Genomic DNA, 19,700 nt, shown 5'->3' with positions numbered 1-19,700 from the left:
AGAGAGCGAGGGTGAAAACAGTGTCGGGCAATCCCCTCTCCCTTGAGGGAGAGGGTTAGGGTGAGGGGAAAAATCGTGTGAAGGATTAGCCGATCTGCCCGTTACCCAAATGCTTCACGCGGCGCTTCACTTCTTCTTGCTTACCGGCGTTAAACGGACGGGCATCCGGGCTGCCGAGGTAGCCACAAACCCTACGGGTGACGGAGACGCGAGCCGCATCGTGGTTGCCGCATTTCGGGCAGGTGAAGCCTTTGCTGGTGCATTCAAACTCACCGGTAAAGCCGCACTCGTAGCACTCATCAATTGGCGTGTTGGTGCCGTAATACGGAACGTGCTGGTAGCTATAATCCCAGACATCTTCCAACGCTTTCAGGTTGTGCTGAATATTAGGATATTCGCCGTAGCAGATGAAGCCACCGTTAGCGACAGGCGGATACGCGGCTTCAAAGTCGATTTTGTCGTAAGGGTTAACTTTCTTCTCAACGTCTAAGTGGAAGCTGTTGGTGTAGTAACCTTTATCGGTCACGCCAGGTACCACACCAAATTCAGCGGTATCAAGGCGGCAGAAGCGATCGCACAGGTTTTCACTTGGTGTGCTGTAAAGGCTGAAGCCGTAGCCGGTTTCTTCTTTCCAGCTGTCAGTTGCCTGACGCAGACGCTCAACAATCGCCACCGCTTTCGCGCGCAGCTCTTCGCTGTCGTAAACGTGCTGATTGCCAAACAACGCATTCACTGTTTCGTGGATGCCGATATAACCGAGGGAAATAGACGCACGGCCATTTTTGAAGATCTCAGAAACGTCGTCGTCCGCTTTCAGGCGCACGCCGCAAGCCCCTTCCATATACAGGATTGGCGCAACGCGAGCTTTCACACCTTCCAGACGGGCAATACGCGTCATCAGGGCTTTATAGGCCAGCTCCAGGCGGTCATCAAGAAGCGTCCAGAAAGTCGCTTCGTCGCCTTTGGCTTCCAGCGCGATACGCGGCAAGTTAAGGCTGATAACGCCGATGTTGTTACGGCCATCGTGAATTTGCTCGCCGTTTTCTTCATACACGCCGAGGAAACTACGGCAGCCCATCGGCGTTTTGAACGAACCGGTCACTTTCACAACCTGGTCATAGTTCAGGATATCTGGGTACATGCGCTTGCTGGCGCATTCCAGAGCCAGCTGCTTGATGTCGTAGTTCGCATCGCCAGCTTTGTGGTTCAGGCCATCTTTAATCGCGAAGACCAGTTTCGGGAACACGGCCGTTTTGCGGTTTTTACCCAGACCTGCAATGCGATTACGCAGAATAGAGGTCTGAATCAGGCGCGATTCCCAACTGGTTCCCAGACCAAAACCGAAGGTCACAAATGGCGTTTGGCCATTAGCGGTGTGCAGCGTATTCACTTCATATTCCAGTGACTGGAAGGCGTCGTAACACTCTTTCTCAGTACGGGAAAGCGCATAACCTTCGGCATCCGGGATCTGCCATTCTTCAGCCGTCTGACGATGTTTTTCGAAGCTTGCGGTGACAAACGGTGCGAGCACTTCATCAATACGGTTGATGGTGGTGCCACCGTAAATGTGGCTGGCAACCTGGGCAATGATTTGTGCCGTTACCGCCGTAGCGGTAGAGATGGACTTGGGTGGCTCAATTTCAGCATTACCCATCTTAAAGCCATGCGTCAGCATACCTTTGAGATCGATAAGCATGCAGTTAAACATTGGGAAGAACGGTGAGTAATCCAGATCGTGATAGTGGATATCGCCACGCTCGTGCGCCAGCACCACATCACGTGGCAACAAATGCTGTGAAGCATAGTGTTTTGCCACAATCCCAGCTAACAGGTCACGCTGAGTCGGGATAACCTTGCTGTCTTTGTTCGCATTTTCGTTGAGCAAGGCGGAGTTCGTTTGTTCTACCAGGCCACGGATTTCCTGGTTTAAGCGGCCACGTTTCTCGCGTTCAATATCACGATCATGGCGATATTCGATGTAAGCGCGTGCCAGTTGCTTGTAGTCGCCCGCCATCAGTTGGTTTTCAACGGCAGTCTGGATTTCGCGAATATCAACCTGACTGCGGCCTTCCATCTGAGCACGCACAATATCTGCGACGGTGGCGCAATAGTCTGCGTCATCGACTCCCGCTGCTTTAGCTGCACGAAGAATAGCTTCTTTAATGCGCTCTGATGTGAAAGGCACTTTGCACCCGTCTCTTTTCATCACATGCGGTGTCATGATCTCTCCGTTTTTAAAATAGGTTATCCACAAAAGGATGTAACAGCCCGGAAGCAGATATAGGTGAGTATTGCCAAAGACTTCCGGATTTCGGCCCACTTTATCCACAGTTAATCCCCAGAGTTATGCTGTGGGCTGCATCATTATAGTAGTCGATAAATACAACATATTGGGCCGGAGTGCATTTTAAGGTCTATATGTAGTGATTTGCATCAAAGATGTTTGTGATTTTATTGATTCAGGACAAAGTAATTTGAGCGGTGCAGGAAGGAAGGGGATGAGCAAAAATGCGGAGGAGTTTTTTCGGAGAAATACTCGCCAGCTTGCGAGGCATAACTCATCAATGAAAGATTTTGGTGAGGTATGTCTGAACGAACAGACCTCACCAGGAGCAGATTATTACTGCAACCAATAAACCGCTTCAAATGGCCTTAAGCTCATCTCGCCAGGGTTAGGTGCCGCATCAGCGTAGTTCTTCATCAGCACTTCCCAGTTGCCTTCGAAGGCTTCTGGCATCCACCACTGATTCTCACGGCTAAGGTTTGCGGCAACAATCAGCGTTTGCCCTTGCCATTCGCGACGATAACACCACAAATACGGATGTTCTGGCAGTAAGTCCTGATAGTTACCCCAGGTGAAGATAGGGTTAGCCTTACGCAATTTAATCAGTTGCTGATAGGCATAAAACACGGAGTCAGGGTCATTCACTGCTGCTTTGGCATTGATGGTTTGATAGTTATCACTCAGGTTGATCCATGGCGTGCCGGTGGTAAATCCTGCGTTTTCACCCTCGTCCCACTGCATCGGCGTACGGCTGTTATCGCGCGATTTACTGGCGAGGATCGCCAACAGATTATCGCTGTCCCGGCCCTGCGCGCGTAGCTCGGCGTACATGTTATGACTTTCGACATCGCGGTAATCAATGATGCGTTTGAAATGCGGATTGGTCATCCCCAGCTCTTCGCCCTGATAGATATACGGCGTACCTTGCATGCCGTGCAGCACCATCGCCAACATTTTCGCCGCCGGAACACGCAGTTCACCTTCGTCACCAAAGCGCGACACAATGCGCGGCTGATCGTGGTTACACCAGAACAACGCATTCCATGCGACGTTGTGCATGCCCTGCTGCCAGTGGCTGAAAATGGCTTTCAGCGCGACGTAATCAGGCGCTGCCAGGGTCCATTTTTGCCCGCCAGGATAATCCACTTTCAGATGATGGAAGTTGAACGTCATCGACAGTTCATTGCTATTAAGCGCGGCATATTGCTGGCAGTTATCGAGCGTGGTGGAGGACATTTCGCCTACGGTCATCAGCCCACGTGGGACAAACACATCGCGGCTCATTTCTTGTAGATATTCATGGACCCGTGGCCCGTCGGTGTAAAAACGCCGCCCGTCGCCACTTTCAATATCGTTCGGGAAATCCTGGTCTTTCGATATCAGGTTGATCACATCAAGACGTAAACCATCCACGCCACGATCGGCCCAGAATTCGCAGACCTTTTTCAGCTCGGCGCGCACCTGCGGGTTTTCCCAGTTGAGATCCGCCTGCTCCGGCGCAAACAGGTGCAGATAATACTGGCCGCTCTCTGCGTGCCAGCGCCAGGCATTACCGCCGAATTTAGAGCGCCAGTTGTTGGGCAAAATGTCCGGCGTACCGTCACGCCAGATATAAAATTCGCGGTACGGACTTTCTTTGTTCAGCGACTCATGGAACCAGGCATGCTGTGTGGAAGTATGGTTAAACACCATATCCAGAATGATGCGAATGCCGCGTTCATGAGCACCTGCTACCAGCAAATCAAAGTCATCCAACGTGCCGTAGGTATGATCGATTGCACAGTAGTTTGCCACGTCATAGCCATTATCGATCTGCGGCGAGACATAAAACGGCGTCAGCCAAATAGCATCAACGCCCAGCAGTTTGAGATAATCAAGGCGCTTAATAACACCGATTAAGTCACCGGTTCCATTGCCAGTCGTATCCTGAAAACTCTTCGGGTAGATTTGGTAGATGACGCCATGTTGCCACCAGGTTGTATTCATAAAGCCTTCCTAAAGCGAAGGGGCCGCTTACGGCCCCGATAAAAACTAAACCACTAACAGCGTGCCCTGACGTTGTCTGCGTTTATACATCACGCTGGTCAATACAATCGGCACGATCACGGCGATCAGAATTGCGAGGGAATACACTTCCCAGTAACGCGGCTGAATGGACAAAATGCCCGGCAAGCCGCCAACGCCAATCCCATTCGCCATCACGCCGCTCAAACCACACAGCAAGCCAGCCATACCTGAGCCGATCATTGCGCACAGCATTGGGAATCGGTATTTCAGGTTGATGCCGTACATCGCCGGTTCGGTCACGCCGAGGTAGGCCGAAATCGCCGCCGGAACGGAAATCTCACGCTCGTTATGTTTACGGCTACAAATAATGATGCCGACGACTGCGGATGCCTGAGCAATGTTCGACAGCGCGATCAGTGGCCAAACAGGCGTTCCGCCCATGCTCTGAATCATCTGCATATCAATGGCGAGCGTTGTCTGATGTACACCGGTAATCACAAGCGGTGCGTACAGGAAGCCAAACAGCGCGGCACCAATCGGGGCAAAACTGCCGGTCATCAAGTGGCGAACCGCAAATGCCACACCGTCACCAATCCAGCGGCCAAACGGGCCGATAAATGCATGTGCCAGGAATACCGCCAGAATCAGTGAACACACAGGCACTACTACAAGATAGAGGTAATCTGGCACGATGCGTTTCAGACGCGTCTCAATAAAGCCCAAAGCCAGGCCCGCCAGCAACGCGGGGATCACCTGCGCCTGGTAGCCCACTTTCTCGATGGTAAACAGGCCAAAGTTCCACACTTCAGGAATTTTGCTACCTAATTCATAGGCATTCATCAGCTGCGGTGATACCAGCGTGACGCCAAGTACTATCCCAAGGATAGGTGTCCCACCCACTTTTCGCACAGCAGACCAGCAAATACCGACCGGCAAATAGAAGAATATCGCCTCGCCAATCAGCCATAAAAAGTTATAAATCGATTGCAGCGACGGGTACATTTGCGCAAGCGTCTGCCCGTTGCTCATCGGCAAATCGCCGATCACATTGCGGAAACCTAAGATCAAGCCGCCGCTTATCAAGGCCGGTAACAGAGGGAAGAAGATCTCCGCGAAATGGGAGATCAACTGCTCATGCCATTTCATGTTCTGGCGTGCCGCGAGTTTGGCTTGTTCTTTGTCTGAATGACTGTGACCACTGGTGGCGATCAACGCCTGATAGTAATCACCCACCTCTGGGCCAATCACCACCTGGAACTGCCCGGCATTCGTAAAGCAGCCTTTGACCATCGGCAGCTCTTCGATCTCTTTTGGCCTGGCAATGGCGGGATCGTTGAGCACAAAGCGCAGTCGCGTAATGCAATGACTGACGGTTGCGATATTCTCGCGCCCGCCGACCAGGTCAATCAGCTTGTCTATATCCTGTTGTTTCACTTTGGTCATGATGATGTCCCGAGGTGTTGTTATCTGCCGGCAAGGTTATCTTTTAATCTTTTTTTCGAAAATGGGAACGTTCCCGAAACAAGGCGACGATCACAATAAACCGTAAACGAGGGGAGATTACTGCAATGATCCAGGGATAACGATCTGCCGTAGATTGCACGTTTGTGTGATTTGGCCGATCAATTGCCTTGCGGCCTGACGGCCCGCTTCAGCGTAGCCAGGATCAACGGTGACAATCTCTGGATGGAGGAATTTCATCAGCGGTGTGCTGCCGACGCTCGCCAGTTGCAGGCTGGTATGTTGATGTTCTTGCAGGTATTTACTGGCACCCAAAGCGAGAGTATCGGTGGCACACACCAGGGCGGTGGTATCGGGCGTCAGCACTTCCTCAACATGATCATAGCCCTGCTTCATGGCCAGGCCTGGCAGCACAAAGTTAGGATTCAGCTGGTGGGTTTCGCAGAATGCAAGATAGGCCTGATGGCGACGGAAACCGGTAGTGACATCACTATGGGGAACACCGAGGAAGCTTATCTGACGATGACCTTGTTCATACAGATGTGACATCAAAATATTGATGGCCCCCTCATCGTCATAACACACTGAGGCAAACCCTTTGGCGTCTCTGGCCATCAGAACAAGCGTCGACTGCCACGTCTGCAAAATTTTCTCGTTGATACCGGTGAAACCAAACAAAATCACGCCGTCGATGTTACGACGCTGCAATATACCCAAATGCTCTTCAACCAGTTTTGGGGAAAACTGACTTTCCATCATGATCGGATCGTACCCTTGCTCATAGAGCGACGGCAGCATGGTTTGCACCGCGAGGTTTTCCGATAGCGAGTCCAGACGCGTCACAATAATGGCGACCACTTTATCGCTCTGCCCACGCATGGCGCGTGCCGAACGAGAAGGGGAGAAACCTTCTTGCTGCATCACCGCTTCCACGCGCTCACGTGTACGGGCACTGACCCCGCTTTCATTATTCAGAACTCGTGAGACAGTGGATTTACCCACACCGCTTAAACGCGCGATGTCTTTGATGGTGAGACGGTTTTGCATTGTTCTGGTTTTCCCGGTTTTCAACAACTGGAGATTTATACATTAAACTCGCGGCATCCAACAAACGACAAAAGGACAAAATCTGGTTTACGTAACGTTTAGATAGGCAGGAGTAAGATATACGCACTTTCATTGTGCCCAGTTGCGTAATGAAAGCATCCCATATTCTTTAACCGGAGGCGACATGGAACCTGATCCCAGTCCAAAACCTGTAATGACAGGAACCATCCGGTAAGACACTCTTCTTTGAAGTGGCTGCCTTACCGGAACACGTAAGGCAGTGACTCTACCCATCATACTTCAAGTTACAGATGTATTGGTTGTGCGCGTTAACCCGAAAAACTTACCCTTGTAAGTTCATCGGGAATCGCTGGCGTTCGCCCACCCTGTAGCCGAATTATTTTGGTCTATCATCCTGTTCGATGATGTCCCTGCTGATGAAAAAATTGGCCTGCAAGGCAAGGAATAGCCGCGCCTGCATGTCACCAGGTACCGCAAATCGTGGTGCCGAGGGACTATTATGCTGTTAAAAAATCTGACCCGGCAGTTGTTTGCACAACTTAGCCGTCACCTGCCTCGTCGCTTGATCCAACGCGACCTGATGCTGGACGACAACACCGTTGCACAGGCACAAGAGATACCCGCTTCTCTGAGCGAATCCTGCCTGAAATATGCCGCAGCTTCTGACGAACAACTGTATCGCGATTTCCAGAGCCATCCTGAAGGGTTGAATGCGCGGGAAGTTGAAAGTGCTATCGAACGTCATGGCCCAAACCAAATCCCGGCGCAGAAAGCGTCGCCTTGGTGGGTTCATCTGTGGCTGTGCTACCGGAATCCTTTCAATCTCTTACTGACTATTCTTGGCATTTTCTCCTACTCGACTGAGGATCTTTTTGCCGCAGGCGTGATAGCACTGATGGTAGTGATTGCGACCTTGCTGAACTTCGTTCAGGAAGCGCGCTCCACCAAAGCGGCGGATACCTTAAAAGCGATGGTCAGCAACACCGCGACCGTGCTGCGTGTGGTTAATGAAAACGGCGAAAATGCGTTTGTAGAAATCTCGCTCGATAAGCTGGTGCCGGGCGATATCGTGAAACTTGCCGCAGGAGACATGATCCCGGCGGATCTACGTGTGTTACAGGCGCGCGATCTTTTCGTCAGCCAGGCGTCACTCACTGGCGAATCGTTACCGGTTGAAAAGGTCGCGGTCGCCCGTGATATGTCACACAACAACCCGCTGGAATGCGACACGTTGTGCTTTATGGGCACCAACGTCGTGAGCGGAACGGCGCTGGCGATGATTATTGCCACCGGTGGCAACACCTGGTTTGGCCAACTGGCCGGGCGTGTCACTCAACAAGAAAGCGAGCCGAATGCGTTCCAGAAAGGGATCAGTCGTGTGAGCTGGGTGCTTATCCGCTTCATGCTGGTGATGACGCCTATCGTATTGCTGATTAACGGCTTCACTAAAGGTGACTGGTGGGAGGCGGCGCTGTTCTCGCTCTCTGTCGCAGTGGGTTTGACGCCGGAAATGCTGCCGATGATCGTCACCTCGACGCTGGCTCGCGGTGCGGTAAAACTCTCTAAACAGAAAGTGATCGTCAAGCACCTTGACGCGATTCAGAACTTTGGTGCAATGGATATTCTGTGCACCGATAAAACCGGCACGCTGACGCAAGACCGCATTGTTCTGGAATCTCACACCGATATTCTCGGTGCGGTGAGCAACCATGTTTTGCATACCGCCTGGCTTAACAGCCATTACCAGACCGGGCTGAAAAACCTGCTGGATGTGGCGGTACTGGAAGGCGTTGAAGAAGAGAGTGCGCGCGACGCCGCAGCACGCTGGCAAAAAGTGGATGAGATCCCATTCGACTTTGAACGCCGCCGCATGTCAGTGGTGGTCTCTGAGCAGCCGGAAGTGCATCAGTTGATCTGCAAAGGCGCGTTACAGGAGATCCTCAATGTGTGTACGCAAGTTCGCTACGGTGATGAAATCGTGCCGCTTAGCGATTCCCTGCTGGCGCGCATTCGCCGTGTGACCGACGATCTGAACCGCCAGGGTTTGCGTGTGGTGGCCGTTGCCACCAAATTCCTGCCTGCGCGTTGTGAGGATTACGGCCGCGTTGATGAATCTGACCTGATCCTCGAAGGCTACATCGCGTTCCTGGATCCACCGAAAGAAACCACCGCACCAGCCTTGAAAGCGCTAAAAGAAAGCGGTATCACCGTGAAGATCCTGACCGGTGACAGCGAACTGGTCGCCGCGAAAGTGTGCCGCGAAGTCGGGCTGGATGTGGGTGAAGTTGTCATCGGCAGCGAAATCGAGAATATGGCAGATGTTGACCTTGCCGCTCTGGCATTACGCACCACACTGTTTGCCCGCCTGACACCTATGCACAAAGAGCGCATTGTGCGCCTGCTGCGTGGAGAAGGGCATGTGGTGGGCTTTATGGGTGATGGTATCAACGACGCACCGGCATTACGTGCGGCCGACATTGGCATTTCAGTGGATGGCGCGGTGGATATTGCTCGTGAAGCAGCCGATATCATACTGCTGGAAAAAAGCCTGATGGTGCTGGAAGAGGGCGTGATTGAAGGGCGCAGAACCTTCGCCAACATGCTGAAATACATCAAAATGACCGCCAGTTCTAACTTCGGTAACGTGTTCAGCGTGCTGGTGGCCAGCGCCTTCCTGCCGTTCCTGCCGATGTTGCCTCTGCACTTACTGATTCAGAACCTGCTGTACGATGTCTCCCAGGTGGCGATTCCGTTCGATAACGTCGATGACGAGCAAATCAAGAAACCACAGCGCTGGAACCCGGCAGACTTAGGACGCTTTATGGTGTTCTTCGGGCCAATCAGTTCTATCTTCGACATTCTGACATTTTGCGTCATGTGGTGGGTGTTCAAGGCTAACGTGCCGGAAATGCAAACCCTGTTCCAGACCGGTTGGTTTGTGGTGGGCCTGCTGTCGCAAACATTGATTGTGCATATGATTCGTACCCGTCGGATTCCGTTCATTCAGAGTCGTGCAGCGTGGCCATTAATGATCATGACGCTGGTGGTGATGGTAGTCGGGGTTAGCCTGCCGTTCACTCCGCTGGCAAGCTACCTGCAACTTCAGGCGCTGCCGCTGAGCTACTTCCCATGGCTGATTGCAATCCTTGCGGGATATATGACGCTCACCCAGTGTATGAAGGGCTTCTTTAGCCGCCGCTACGGCTGGCAGTAATCTACCCAATCCCCATGCAACTCGAATGCTAATGGGTATAGTTAATATCAGCGAGATGTGATCGGCATCTCGCCATTTCCTTCCATAGTCTTGATGAATATTTCTATAGCCGTCATCTTTCAAGTTGCAGATGCGTTGGCTGCGCTCACTCACCCGAATCACTTAGTTTACTAAGTTCATCGGGACTCGTTCGCTTGCCGCCTTCCTGCACCTCGAAATCTATTGGCTATACGTGTTACCAGAGTGTTTTGCTGATTTCTGGCCCGTCACTGTTAAAGGAATATTCATGTTTAAATCAATACGTTTGAGCTTGCTGGCTGGTTGCATTGCGGCAACTTGCCAGGCTTGGGCGGCACCGGCAGGCGATCTGCCGTTAATGCCCTGGCCGCAGCAAGTTGACCGCCCGGCAGCGGAAGGATCGCTGGTTCTTGATAACGCCATCTCCATCAAAATTAGCGGCGATAAACTTACCAATGCCACAGAGCGCTGGCGTCAGCGAATTTCCCAACAGACCGGCTGGCAACTGCAACCGGCACAGGCCAATCCAGACAAACCCACCATTGATATCCAAATCAAAACAGCCGTTGCCCCTTTACCGAAACTCGACAGCGATGAAAGCTACGAATTAAGCGTTACCGCAGAAGGCGTGAAGCTCACGGCAAACACGCGTTTTGGTGCCATGCGCGGCATGGAAACCCTGTTACAGCTGATTCAGAATGGCCCGGAAAATACCGCGATTCCGTTTGTCGTCATCAAAGATAAACCGCGTTTCCCGTGGCGTGGCTTGTTAGTCGATTCCGCGCGTCATTTCATGCCCATCAAAGATATTCTGCGTCAGTTAGACGGCATGGCAGCCGCCAAAATGAACGTCTTTCACTGGCATTTGACGGACGACCAGGGCTGGCGCTTTGCGTCCACCGCGTATCCAAAATTGCAGCAACTGGCCAGTGACGGGGATTTTTACACCCAGGCGCAGATGAAAGAAGTGGTGCGCTATGCCACTTCACTGGGGATTCGCGTGGTGCCAGAAATGGACTTGCCGGGCCACGCTTCCGCTATTGCGGTGGCTTATCCAGAATTGATGAGTGCGCCGGGGCCGTATCAAATGGAACGCCATTGGGGCGTGTTAAAACCGCTGCTTAACCCAACCAACGAAGCCGCCTATAAATTTGTTGATACGCTGATTGGTGAGCTGACCGCTATTTTCCCGGACAGCTATTTGCACATTGGCGGTGACGAAGTTGATGATTCGCAGTGGGCTGCATCGCCACAAATTCAGGCGTTTATGAAGCAGCATAATCTGGCTGACACCCACGCCTTGCAGACTTACTTCAACCAGCGGCTGGAAAAAATTCTCGAAAAACATCATCGTCAGATGATGGGGTGGGATGAGATCTATCACCCTGAATTACCGAAAAATATCCTGATCCAATCCTGGCAAGGGCAGGACGCTTTAGGGGCGGTTGCGGCGAACGGTTATAAAGGCATCCTCTCTACCGGATTTTACGTTGATCAGCCGCAATCGACCGCATACCACTACCGCAATGAGATCCTGCCGCAAGGGCTCAATGGCATCGATAATATTACCGATGCAGATAGCGCGCAGAGTTGGTTCTTCAGTATGCCGCGTCTGAAAGGCAAAGCAGTAGAAGGCAGTTTTACACTCGTGAGCAGCAAATCTGCGTGGCGTGGATTCATCGACTTCAAAGGAAAATCCCGTCGTGCGGTGCGTGATATTGAGTGGTTAAGTCCGACTCAAGTGACCTTTACCGTTGATACCTGGATGGGGGAAACGCGTCCGGTACTCACCCTTGATAACGATAAATTGAGCGGTTATTTGCTGGTGGGCAACGTGCGTTATCCGGCCACCGGCCAGAAACTGGATAATATCCCGGATGGCATCCAACCGGTGGTGCCAACGCCTGAACAGATGAGCAATATTCTCGGCGGCGAAGCGGCTCTTTGGGCTGAAAACGTGATATCGCCATTGCTGGATATCAAACTGTGGCCGCGCACGTTTGCGGTGGCAGAACGCTTATGGTCGACAGAAGACGTGAAAGACATCGATAACATGTACCAGCGTTTGCAGGCGATAGACGCCTGGTCGAGCGTATCTGTTGGTTTGCAGCAGCACACAGCGGCCGCTCAACAGCTGACGCGCCTTGCGGGCACGCCGGACATTATGCCGCTACAAATTTTGGCTCAGGCCGTTGAACCGGCGCAGTACTACACGCGCCAGCATCTGAAATTCCAGGCGGGAAATTACCATCACTTCGAACCGCTAAACCGTTTTGCGGATGCGTTAGGTGCAGAAAGTATGCAGGTGCGGGCGCTGGATCGCTGGGTCGATAAGCTCATCGCCGATCCGGAAGACGGTAACAGCGCGGATTCTCTGCGCCATACCTTTGCGCGCTGGCAGAGTAACACCTCAGATGTGCTGGAACTTATCGACGGGAATTACCAGCTCAAGGCATTAAAACCGGTGGCTGAGAATGTCGATAAACTCGCGGGCATGGGGCTGCGGTTAACGGATCTGGTGGCGAAACAGGGGACGTTGAGTGCGGACGAATCTCATGCGATTCAAAAACAGCTCGATGACGCAGCACAAACACAGGATGAAGTCGTGATTGCGGCGGTTTATCCGTTGCAGAAACTCTTGCGGGCGTGTGTGAAGTAAATCGGTATTTGTAGGGCGGGTTGGTTTAATTCACCCGCCACTACATCTTAATCGTTAGCGGCGGATAGCAATCGCTTCGATTTCAATTTTCACATCTTTTGGCAGACGAGCAACTTCTACGCAAGAACGCGCTGGGAAAGTCGCTTTGTGCTCAGTAAAGAAGGCTTCGTAAGTCGCATTCACGGTTGCGAAGTCGTTCAGGTCTTTAACGAAAACCGTCGTTTTAACGATATCGCCCACTTTCAGGCCAGCCGCTTCAACGATGGCTTGCACGTTTTCCAGAGACTGACGTGCTTGCGCCGCCACATCTTCTGGCACGCTACCTGTCTTCGGGTTAACAGGGATCTGACCAGACGTGATAATCATGCTGCCGAGATCTACACCCTGAACATATGGGCCGATAGCTGCTGGTGCGTTTTCAGTGCTGATAATACGAGACATTCTTTCTCCTTAGAATAACCATTATCTTTCAAGTCGCAGGGGTGTTGGCTGCGTGCTCCCACCCCAGTCACTTATTAATATAAGCTCCTGGGGATGAGATCCCTTGCCGCCTACCTGCAACTCGAAATCTAAAGGTTATTAATCGTGATGAGTAGGCAAACAAAAGCTCCCGTTCATTATAAGGACGAGAACTATCCCGGCAATGATTAATCGGCCAGCACAACGTAATGTGCGAACTCCTTCTCACAATATTTGCATTTGAGGCTGATACTTTCGTCGCGTTTTTTCACTGCGAATGAAGAATGAACAGGTTCGCTGCGGCTGATGCAGTTGGTATTTGGGCAGACCAGCACTTTATCAATGCGTGAAGGCAGGCTTGGTTTGCTTTTGCCGACCACTTCGTATTCATCAATACGGTTTACGGTTGCGTGCGGTGCATACAGCGCCAACTGGTTAACTTGCTCGTCGGTCAGGAAGGTATTTTCGATTTTGATAAGATCTTTACGACCTTGTTCGCGTGACGGCAAGTTCAGGCCGATAGTGATGCGCTGTTCGGTTTCCGTTAACTGGAACAGGGTCAGCAGCTTAAAGCCCACCTGAGCAGGAATATGATCGATAACCGTGCCGCGTTTAATGGCTTCAACTTGTAATTTGTTGTCGTGTGTCATCTTAATCTTCCTCTTACTCAAACCAGTTCAGGATTCAAAACTAACGCCAGCAGTGCCTGGCGAGCATAGATACCGTTGCCTGCTTGCTGGAAATACCAGGCGTGAGACGTTTTGTCGACATCGGTGGTAATTTCATCAACGCGTGGCAGCGGGTGCAGGACTTTCATATTTTTGCGGGCATCGACGAGATCGGCAGCACGCAGAACAAACTGCGCCTTCACGTTGGCGTATTCCGACGGGTCAAGACGCTCTTTCTGTACGCGCGTCATGTACAGAATATCCAGGTCGGCAACGACATCGTCGATAGCTTCATGGCAGCTCCAGGCAATACCTTTTTCATCCAGCATATCGAGAATGTACTTCGGCATCGCCAGCGCATTAGGTGCGATGAAGTAGAAGCGGTTGCCTTCAAATTTCGCCAGCGCCTGCGCCAGGGAGTGCACGGTGCGGCCATATTTCAGGTCACCAACCATCGCGATATTCAGGTTTTCCAGACGCCCCTGCGTTTCCTGGATGGTAAACATATCCAACAGCGTTTGAGTCGGATGCTGGTTGGCACCGTCACCCGCATTCAGTACCGGTACATTGCCCGAGAATTCAGTTGCCAGGCGTGCCGCCCCTTCTTGCGGGTGGCGCATGACGATGGCGTCAACGTAAGTGCTGATGACCGAAATGGTATCGGCCAGCGTTTCGCCTTTTTTACCTAGTGAGGTATTGCTGCTGTCTGAGAACCCGACCACTGACGCACCCAGGCGATGAACAGCGGTTTCAAAAGACAGACGCGTGCGCGTTGATGCTTCAAAGAAACAGCTGGCAACAACGATGTGCTTTAACAGCTCCGGCTGCGGGTGGGCTTTCAGTTTTGCCGCAGTTGAGAGCACCAGTTCAAGCTCTTCACGACTGAGATCGTTTATGGAAATGATATGTTTTTGATATAGGGGGTTAGCCATGGTTATCTCCTGTTCTCGGGCGTCGGGCAAAAAAAAAGGCCCCTCAATGAGGGGCCTTTGGAATTGATTGAAGCAACGGAAAGAAAAACAGGTTAGCGCCGTCTTTTAGACGACGTGGTGTGGCAATTTTTTGAACACACTGGACCATGCTTCCTCCCGGCAAATTGTGGCGCATTATACGCGTGTAAGAGGACACTTCAAGCGAATAATTCACCTATTTTAGCCATTAGCAATCGGTTGCAGTGGGGCATTCATATTTCGAATGCCCCGAATTGGCTTAATCAGACTTTCTTTTCACGCAGTTCGAAACGTGGAGAGATAAGGCCATACAGCGTCCAGCCCAGGAAAGTCACGATGGCACCATACATCATCGCTTCTTCACCGGATGAATACAGTGCGTAGAAACTATACATTGCGCCAATGAACGCAAAGATGTTGGCCAGACGGGCTTTGCTTGGATCCACTTTCGCCACTTTCTGGATAATGACCAACGCCGCCATCGACAGGATGTAAGGGATAATATTGGTCACAACGGCCAGGTTAACCAACACGTTGAACTGCTTGTTCAGTGATGGGCTGATGGTCATCAAAGACAATACAGACTGGATGATAACGATAACGATCATCCCTTTTACTGGCGCTTCGGCTTTGGTCAGTTTAGAGAAAACTTTCGGGAAATAACCTTCATCTGCAGAAGATTTAAATACCTGAGCAATCGTGAACTGCCAGCCCAACAGCGAACCTACGCAGGACATGATCATCAATGCCATGATGATTTTACCCACTGTAGGGGTAAACATCTGTGCAAAGGCTAAACCAAACGGCGCGGTTGAATTCGCCAAATCCATATTTGGAACGATACCGGCGATAACGTTAGTGGAAACAATATAGATAACCGCAGCGCCCAGTGTCCCGCCTAATACGGCGATAGGAACGTTACGCTCTGGGTTTTCAACAACATCGGTGTTTGCACAGGCAGATTCTAAACCTAAGAATGCCCACAGTGTCATGGCGATAGAAGAACCGATGGCTTCAAAAACAGGAAGATGATGCGGGTTCCATGACTCAACATACATCGTTGGGCTGAACCAGAACCAACCAATGATTGAAATGCCCACAACAGGAATAATCACACCCCATACCGTCACACCACTGATGCGGCCGGTAATGCGTGCACCGCCGAAGTTTGCGACTGTCGCAATCCACAACACCGCGATTGTTGCGAGACAAATCCCGATTGGCGATAACGTGGCATTCAACAATTCTGTACCGTAACCCACTGCGGAAATGGCAATCGCAACGTTCGCTATGAGCAGAGAAACCCCATAGGTGTAGTTCGCCATAAAGTTGCCAGATTTGCCGAAGGCATATTCTGCATAACCGCCCATACCGCCTGATTTGCGGCTGAACATCCCACATTTAGCAAATGCGTAAGCCAGGGCCATAGAGCCCAATGCTGTGACTAACCACGAAACGATGGAAAGTGTACCCACTTCCGCTAATTTGGTCGGCAGCATGATGATCCCTGATCCCATCATGTTTACCGCGGTCAAAATGGTGAGCTGAACCACACCCATTTTGTTGTTGCCCTTAGACTTACTCATAATCTTTTCCTTCAAAACTTGAGATGTGAAGAACCGAAAACATCACGGTTCTTCACTGTTTCTTTTTATGGGAAAATCAGTTTTTGCCAGTAACCCTGACGTTTGCTGACTTCAGATTTATTGTTTAATAACATAGCCATAAGCGCGTTTTTTACGATCGTCATCCTGCTTGATATAGACACCCTGTAATTCAGGCGCAAAGCCTGGTAACAGATTGATCCCTTCTTCCAGTGCCAGGAAATAACGCTGCACAGAACCGCCCCAGATTTCGCCCGGAACAACACATAAAACACCCGGAGGATATGGCAGGGCACCTTCAGCAGCGATACGGCCTTCAACCTGAGATAACGCCACTAATTCAACGTTACCGCGTACAAACTCAATGTTTGCCTCTTGAGGATTCATCACCACTTTCGGGAAGTGATCTTTACGGAACATCTCTTTTTGCAACTGCTTCACGTTATGGCTGACGTACAAGTCATGCATTTCCTGACACAGCTGACGGATGGTGTAGCCTTCGTAACGTTCTTCGTAGGTTTTGTAGATAGATGGCAGCACTTCAGATAACGGAGCATCTTCTTCGATCAGGCGTTCAAAACGAGCAATTTGGGCAACAAGATGCTGCATCTTCGCCATGTCTTCGGCAGGTGTCATCAGGAACAGAATGGAGTTGAGGTCGCATTTCTCCGGTACGATGCCGTTCTCACGCAGGAAGTTGGCAAGGATAGTCGCAGGCACGCCGAAGCTGTCGTATTCACCGGTCTGAACATTAATACCCGGAGTGGTCAGCATCAGTTTGCATGGGTCAACGAAGTATTGATGCTCTGCGTAATTATCAAATGAGTGCCAGCGTTCACCTGGAATGAAGTTGAAGAAACGCAGGTCGTTTGCCATGGTTTCAGTATCAAAATCTTCCCACTTACGACCATCAATGGTTTCCGGCACGAACGGACGGATATGTTTGCAGAGTTTTAACAGCAGCTTACGAGTCTCAATCCCCACTTTTACGCAGTCCATCCACATGCGCTTACCGCTTTCGCCTTCATGCATTTTGGCGTTAACGTCAAGGGCTGCAAACAGCGGATAGAACGGGCTGGTGGAGGCATGCATCATAAACGCGTTGTTCATACGTTTATGATTTACATAGCGAGATTGACCTTTAATGTGTTTGTCTTTTTTATGGATTTGCGAAGTCTGAGAGAAGCCCGCCTGCTGTTTATGCACTGACTGCGTCACCAGAATACCAGGATCATTTTCATTCAGTTCAAGCAACAGAGGTGAACAGTCATTCATCATCGGAATGAATTGCTCGTAACCCACCCATGCAGAATCAAACAGGATGTAGTCGCACAGATGACCAATCTTATCGACAACCTGACGCGCGTTATAAATTGTACCGTCGTAGGTGCCCAGTTGAATAACTGCCAGACGGAACGGACGCTTTTCAGCGCTACGATTTGGCGCAACTTCACGGACTAAATCACGGAGATATTTTTCTTCAAAGCAGTGAGCATCGATACCGCCGATAAAACCGAACGGGTTACGTGCTGTTTCCAGATAGACAGGAGTCGCGCCTGCCTGAATCAATGCACCGTGGTGGTTGGATTTATGGTTATTACGGTCAAATAGCACCAGGTCGCCCGGCGCTAACAATGCGTTCAATACCACTTTGTTAGAAGATGAAGTCCCGTTTAATACGAAGTAGGTTTTATCCGCGTTAAACACTTTCGCCGCATGCATCTGAGCTGTACACGGAGCGCCTTCGTGGATCAGCAAATCACCCATGGAGACGTCAGCGTTACACAGGTCAGAGCGGAATAACGTTTCACCAAAGTAGTCAAAGAATTGGCGTCCGGCTGGGTGACGGCGGAAGAATTGTCCACCCTGGTGTCCTGGGCAGTCGAAGGCGGCATTACCCTGCTGCACATAGTCCACCAGGCTGCCGAAGAACGGTGGCAGAACTTCTTTCTCATACTTAACCGCAGCGGCTTCCAGTTGTTTGCCGTAGAAATCAACATTTCCATCGCACAGTTCAAACACGCCAGTTACGCGAGGCAGCACTTCTGCTGGCAGCTCTTCTTCGCAGCAAACCGCGACAAAGATTGGAATACCGAAACCAGTTTGTTCAATGGTATTCAACATACCCGATGTCGCATCTTTAACGGAAATAACGGCAGCTGACACATCAGTAAAATTAGTATTCGTTATATCGACAGTTTCGCGCTCGGTGTTAAAGCATTCTGTCGTGTTGGTACTAACTGCTATTTTTAATTTTTCCATTTTGATTTTTGTCTCTTGTATTCTGAGTAAGTAAAATTTGGGTAAAGCATGGCCGTCAGATATTCCCTCAAGGGAACCCGATGCTTATTATTTTTTTAAGGCAATAGTTCCCCGCAATAATTCTTATTATTGAATTACTGAAATGAACCAATAAATGCCAGGTGATTGATTCACCGGATTGGCTTAAATGCTAATTTGGATAGTCAGGCGCTGCACATGAAATGACAGATAACAGCATGCTTTTCAGCACACTACTGAGATTTCAGATGTTTAGTGACTAGCAGGCACGAGTATCCGCATAAGCAGATGCCGTGGGGGGAGTTTACTTAGAGTTGAAAAGATGAAAATCAAAACAGCTACGGTGGATGAGCATCATAATATGTGTAACCCGTCGAATGTGGGGCATGGACTTATTATTGTTTTCCATTTTCTATTTCCTTATATGGTGGGAAATCGAGGTTATTGTAATCAGGGAAATATATAAAACCGTGACATTGGTCACTATTGGTTTTTATGCGAAAAACAAAACATCGTTTTTATTTAAGTCAAATGAATAAAATATCGTTTACCTGGGTTGTTGAAATGTAAAGTAATTATCGCAGGAAGGAAGAGTATGAACGAAATAGTCACAATCCATCAGGAATACCCGCGCCAATTCTTGAAAATGATACCCGTAACCCCTCGATGTTGATAATAAGATGGGAGGTTATTGTTAACAGTTTGTCTCATTGGTGCGGGTTTTTATGTATTCATAATTATTCATTTAAATTATGCGTTCCTGCATTTTTATTCATTGAAATTATGTTAGCAATTAATGCTGTACAGACTTCATTTTATGAAGCATATCTCTGCTTGTTGATCTCTATCTGGTTTTTATCTGCTGTTTTTCCTGGTTATGGCTCTTAACGATTCGCTGTGCAAACAGTAAAAAATGATAAATTCCACATAAAAAAGAACAGCCGATGTTTCTCATCCCTGAAGCTGTGGGCATCCGATTCGGGCAGCCTCGACGCCACTGCCATTTTTAGGATGCAGCGCAGGTTTTC

At 50.3% G+C, this 19,700-nt stretch carries 12 protein-coding genes; 2 read left to right on the top strand and 10 right to left on the bottom strand.

Going from position 1 to position 19,700, the window contains the following annotated elements:
• Positions 1-85: 85 nt before the first annotated feature.
• The 4 genes from nrdD to treR all read right to left on the bottom strand — a co-directional run bounded on the left by nrdD (position 86) and on the right by treR (position 6,799).
• Positions 86-2,221 carry an anaerobic ribonucleoside-triphosphate reductase gene (nrdD, locus tag BSPA111_RS08730; protein ID WP_183270768.1) on the bottom strand — a complete coding sequence of 712 codons (2,136 nt, stop codon included), beginning with the start codon at positions 2,219-2,221 and terminating at the stop codon, positions 86-88.
• Between the two features lie 399 nt (positions 2,222-2,620).
• Positions 2,621-4,270: an alpha,alpha-phosphotrehalase gene (gene treC, locus BSPA111_RS08725; protein WP_183270767.1), complete on the bottom strand. Its 1,650-nt coding sequence runs from the start codon at positions 4,268-4,270 to the stop codon at positions 2,621-2,623.
• A 45-nt stretch (positions 4,271-4,315) separates the two neighbouring features.
• Complete coding sequence (treB, locus tag BSPA111_RS08720) at positions 4,316-5,734, bottom strand: PTS trehalose transporter subunit IIBC (protein ID WP_183270766.1); 1,419 nt, start codon at positions 5,732-5,734, stop codon at positions 4,316-4,318.
• Positions 5,735-5,851: 117 nt separating this feature from the next.
• Positions 5,852-6,799 carry a trehalose operon repressor TreR gene (gene treR, locus BSPA111_RS08715; protein ID WP_183270765.1) on the bottom strand — a complete coding sequence of 316 codons (948 nt, stop codon included), beginning with the start codon at positions 6,797-6,799 and terminating at the stop codon, positions 5,852-5,854.
• A gap of 523 nt (positions 6,800-7,322) precedes the next feature.
• Between treR and mgtA the strand changes: the two genes are divergently transcribed.
• Positions 7,323-10,034 (top strand): magnesium-translocating P-type ATPase, encoded by a 2,712-nt coding sequence (gene mgtA, locus BSPA111_RS08710; RefSeq protein ID WP_183270881.1) that lies wholly within the window; start codon positions 7,323-7,325, stop codon positions 10,032-10,034.
• A 286-nt stretch (positions 10,035-10,320) separates the two neighbouring features.
• The gene (locus BSPA111_RS08705) at positions 10,321-12,711 is read left to right on the top strand and encodes a beta-N-acetylhexosaminidase (protein WP_183270764.1); all 2,391 of its coding nucleotides are present in this window, start codon (positions 10,321-10,323) and stop codon (positions 12,709-12,711) included.
• A gap of 54 nt (positions 12,712-12,765) precedes the next feature.
• Here BSPA111_RS08705 and ridA read toward each other — a convergent pair whose 3' ends face one another.
• The 6 genes from ridA to speFL form a co-directional block, all read right to left on the bottom strand.
• Positions 12,766-13,152 carry a 2-iminobutanoate/2-iminopropanoate deaminase gene (ridA, locus tag BSPA111_RS08700; RefSeq protein ID WP_183270763.1) on the bottom strand — a complete coding sequence of 129 codons (387 nt, stop codon included), beginning with the start codon at positions 13,150-13,152 and terminating at the stop codon, positions 12,766-12,768.
• A gap of 206 nt (positions 13,153-13,358) precedes the next feature.
• Positions 13,359-13,820, bottom strand: a complete 462-nt coding sequence (gene pyrI / locus BSPA111_RS08695) for an aspartate carbamoyltransferase regulatory subunit (protein WP_183270762.1) — start codon at positions 13,818-13,820, stop codon at positions 13,359-13,361.
• A 17-nt stretch (positions 13,821-13,837) separates the two neighbouring features.
• Positions 13,838-14,770 carry an aspartate carbamoyltransferase gene (gene pyrB, locus BSPA111_RS08690; protein ID WP_183270761.1) on the bottom strand — a complete coding sequence of 311 codons (933 nt, stop codon included), beginning with the start codon at positions 14,768-14,770 and terminating at the stop codon, positions 13,838-13,840.
• 281 nt (positions 14,771-15,051) lie between these two features.
• Entirely contained in the window at positions 15,052-16,374 is a 1,323-nt protein-coding gene (gene potE, locus BSPA111_RS08685; protein ID WP_183270760.1) for a putrescine-ornithine antiporter, read from the bottom strand.
• 117 nt (positions 16,375-16,491) lie between these two features.
• Positions 16,492-18,654: an ornithine decarboxylase SpeF gene (gene speF / locus BSPA111_RS08680; RefSeq protein ID WP_183270759.1), complete on the bottom strand. Its 2,163-nt coding sequence runs from the start codon at positions 18,652-18,654 to the stop codon at positions 16,492-16,494.
• A 322-nt stretch (positions 18,655-18,976) separates the two neighbouring features.
• Entirely contained in the window at positions 18,977-19,081 is a 105-nt protein-coding gene (speFL, locus tag BSPA111_RS08675; protein WP_121814831.1) for a leader peptide SpeFL, read from the bottom strand.
• Positions 19,082-19,700 lie beyond the last annotated feature (619 nt).

Source organism: Buttiauxella sp. A111 (genome assembly GCF_014189855.1).
Taxonomy (GTDB): Bacteria; Pseudomonadota; Gammaproteobacteria; order Enterobacterales; family Enterobacteriaceae; genus Buttiauxella; species Buttiauxella selenatireducens.
Note: the sequence above shows the minus strand (reverse complement) of the source record. Positions and strands in the feature narration are given on the sequence as shown.

Coding starts and splice junctions, on each gene's coding strand:
- nrdD (WP_183270768.1), bottom strand. CDS start 2,221: ATGACACCGCATGTGATGAAAAGAGACGGGTGCAAAGTGCCTTTCACA.
- treC (WP_183270767.1), bottom strand. CDS start 4,270: ATGAATACAACCTGGTGGCAACATGGCGTCATCTACCAAATCTACCCG.
- treB (WP_183270766.1), bottom strand. CDS start 5,734: ATGACCAAAGTGAAACAACAGGATATAGACAAGCTGATTGACCTGGTC.
- treR (WP_183270765.1), bottom strand. CDS start 6,799: ATGCAAAACCGTCTCACCATCAAAGACATCGCGCGTTTAAGCGGTGTG.
- BSPA111_RS08705 (WP_183270764.1), top strand. CDS start 10,321: ATGTTTAAATCAATACGTTTGAGCTTGCTGGCTGGTTGCATTGCGGCA.
- ridA (WP_183270763.1), bottom strand. CDS start 13,152: ATGTCTCGTATTATCAGCACTGAAAACGCACCAGCAGCTATCGGCCCA.
- pyrI (WP_183270762.1), bottom strand. CDS start 13,820: ATGACACACGACAACAAATTACAAGTTGAAGCCATTAAACGCGGCACG.
- pyrB (WP_183270761.1), bottom strand. CDS start 14,770: ATGGCTAACCCCCTATATCAAAAACATATCATTTCCATAAACGATCTC.
- potE (WP_183270760.1), bottom strand. CDS start 16,374: ATGAGTAAGTCTAAGGGCAACAACAAAATGGGTGTGGTTCAGCTCACC.
- speF (WP_183270759.1), bottom strand. CDS start 18,654: ATGGAAAAATTAAAAATAGCAGTTAGTACCAACACGACAGAATGCTTT.
- speFL (WP_121814831.1), bottom strand. CDS start 19,081: ATGGAAAACAATAATAAGTCCATGCCCCACATTCGACGGGTTACACAT.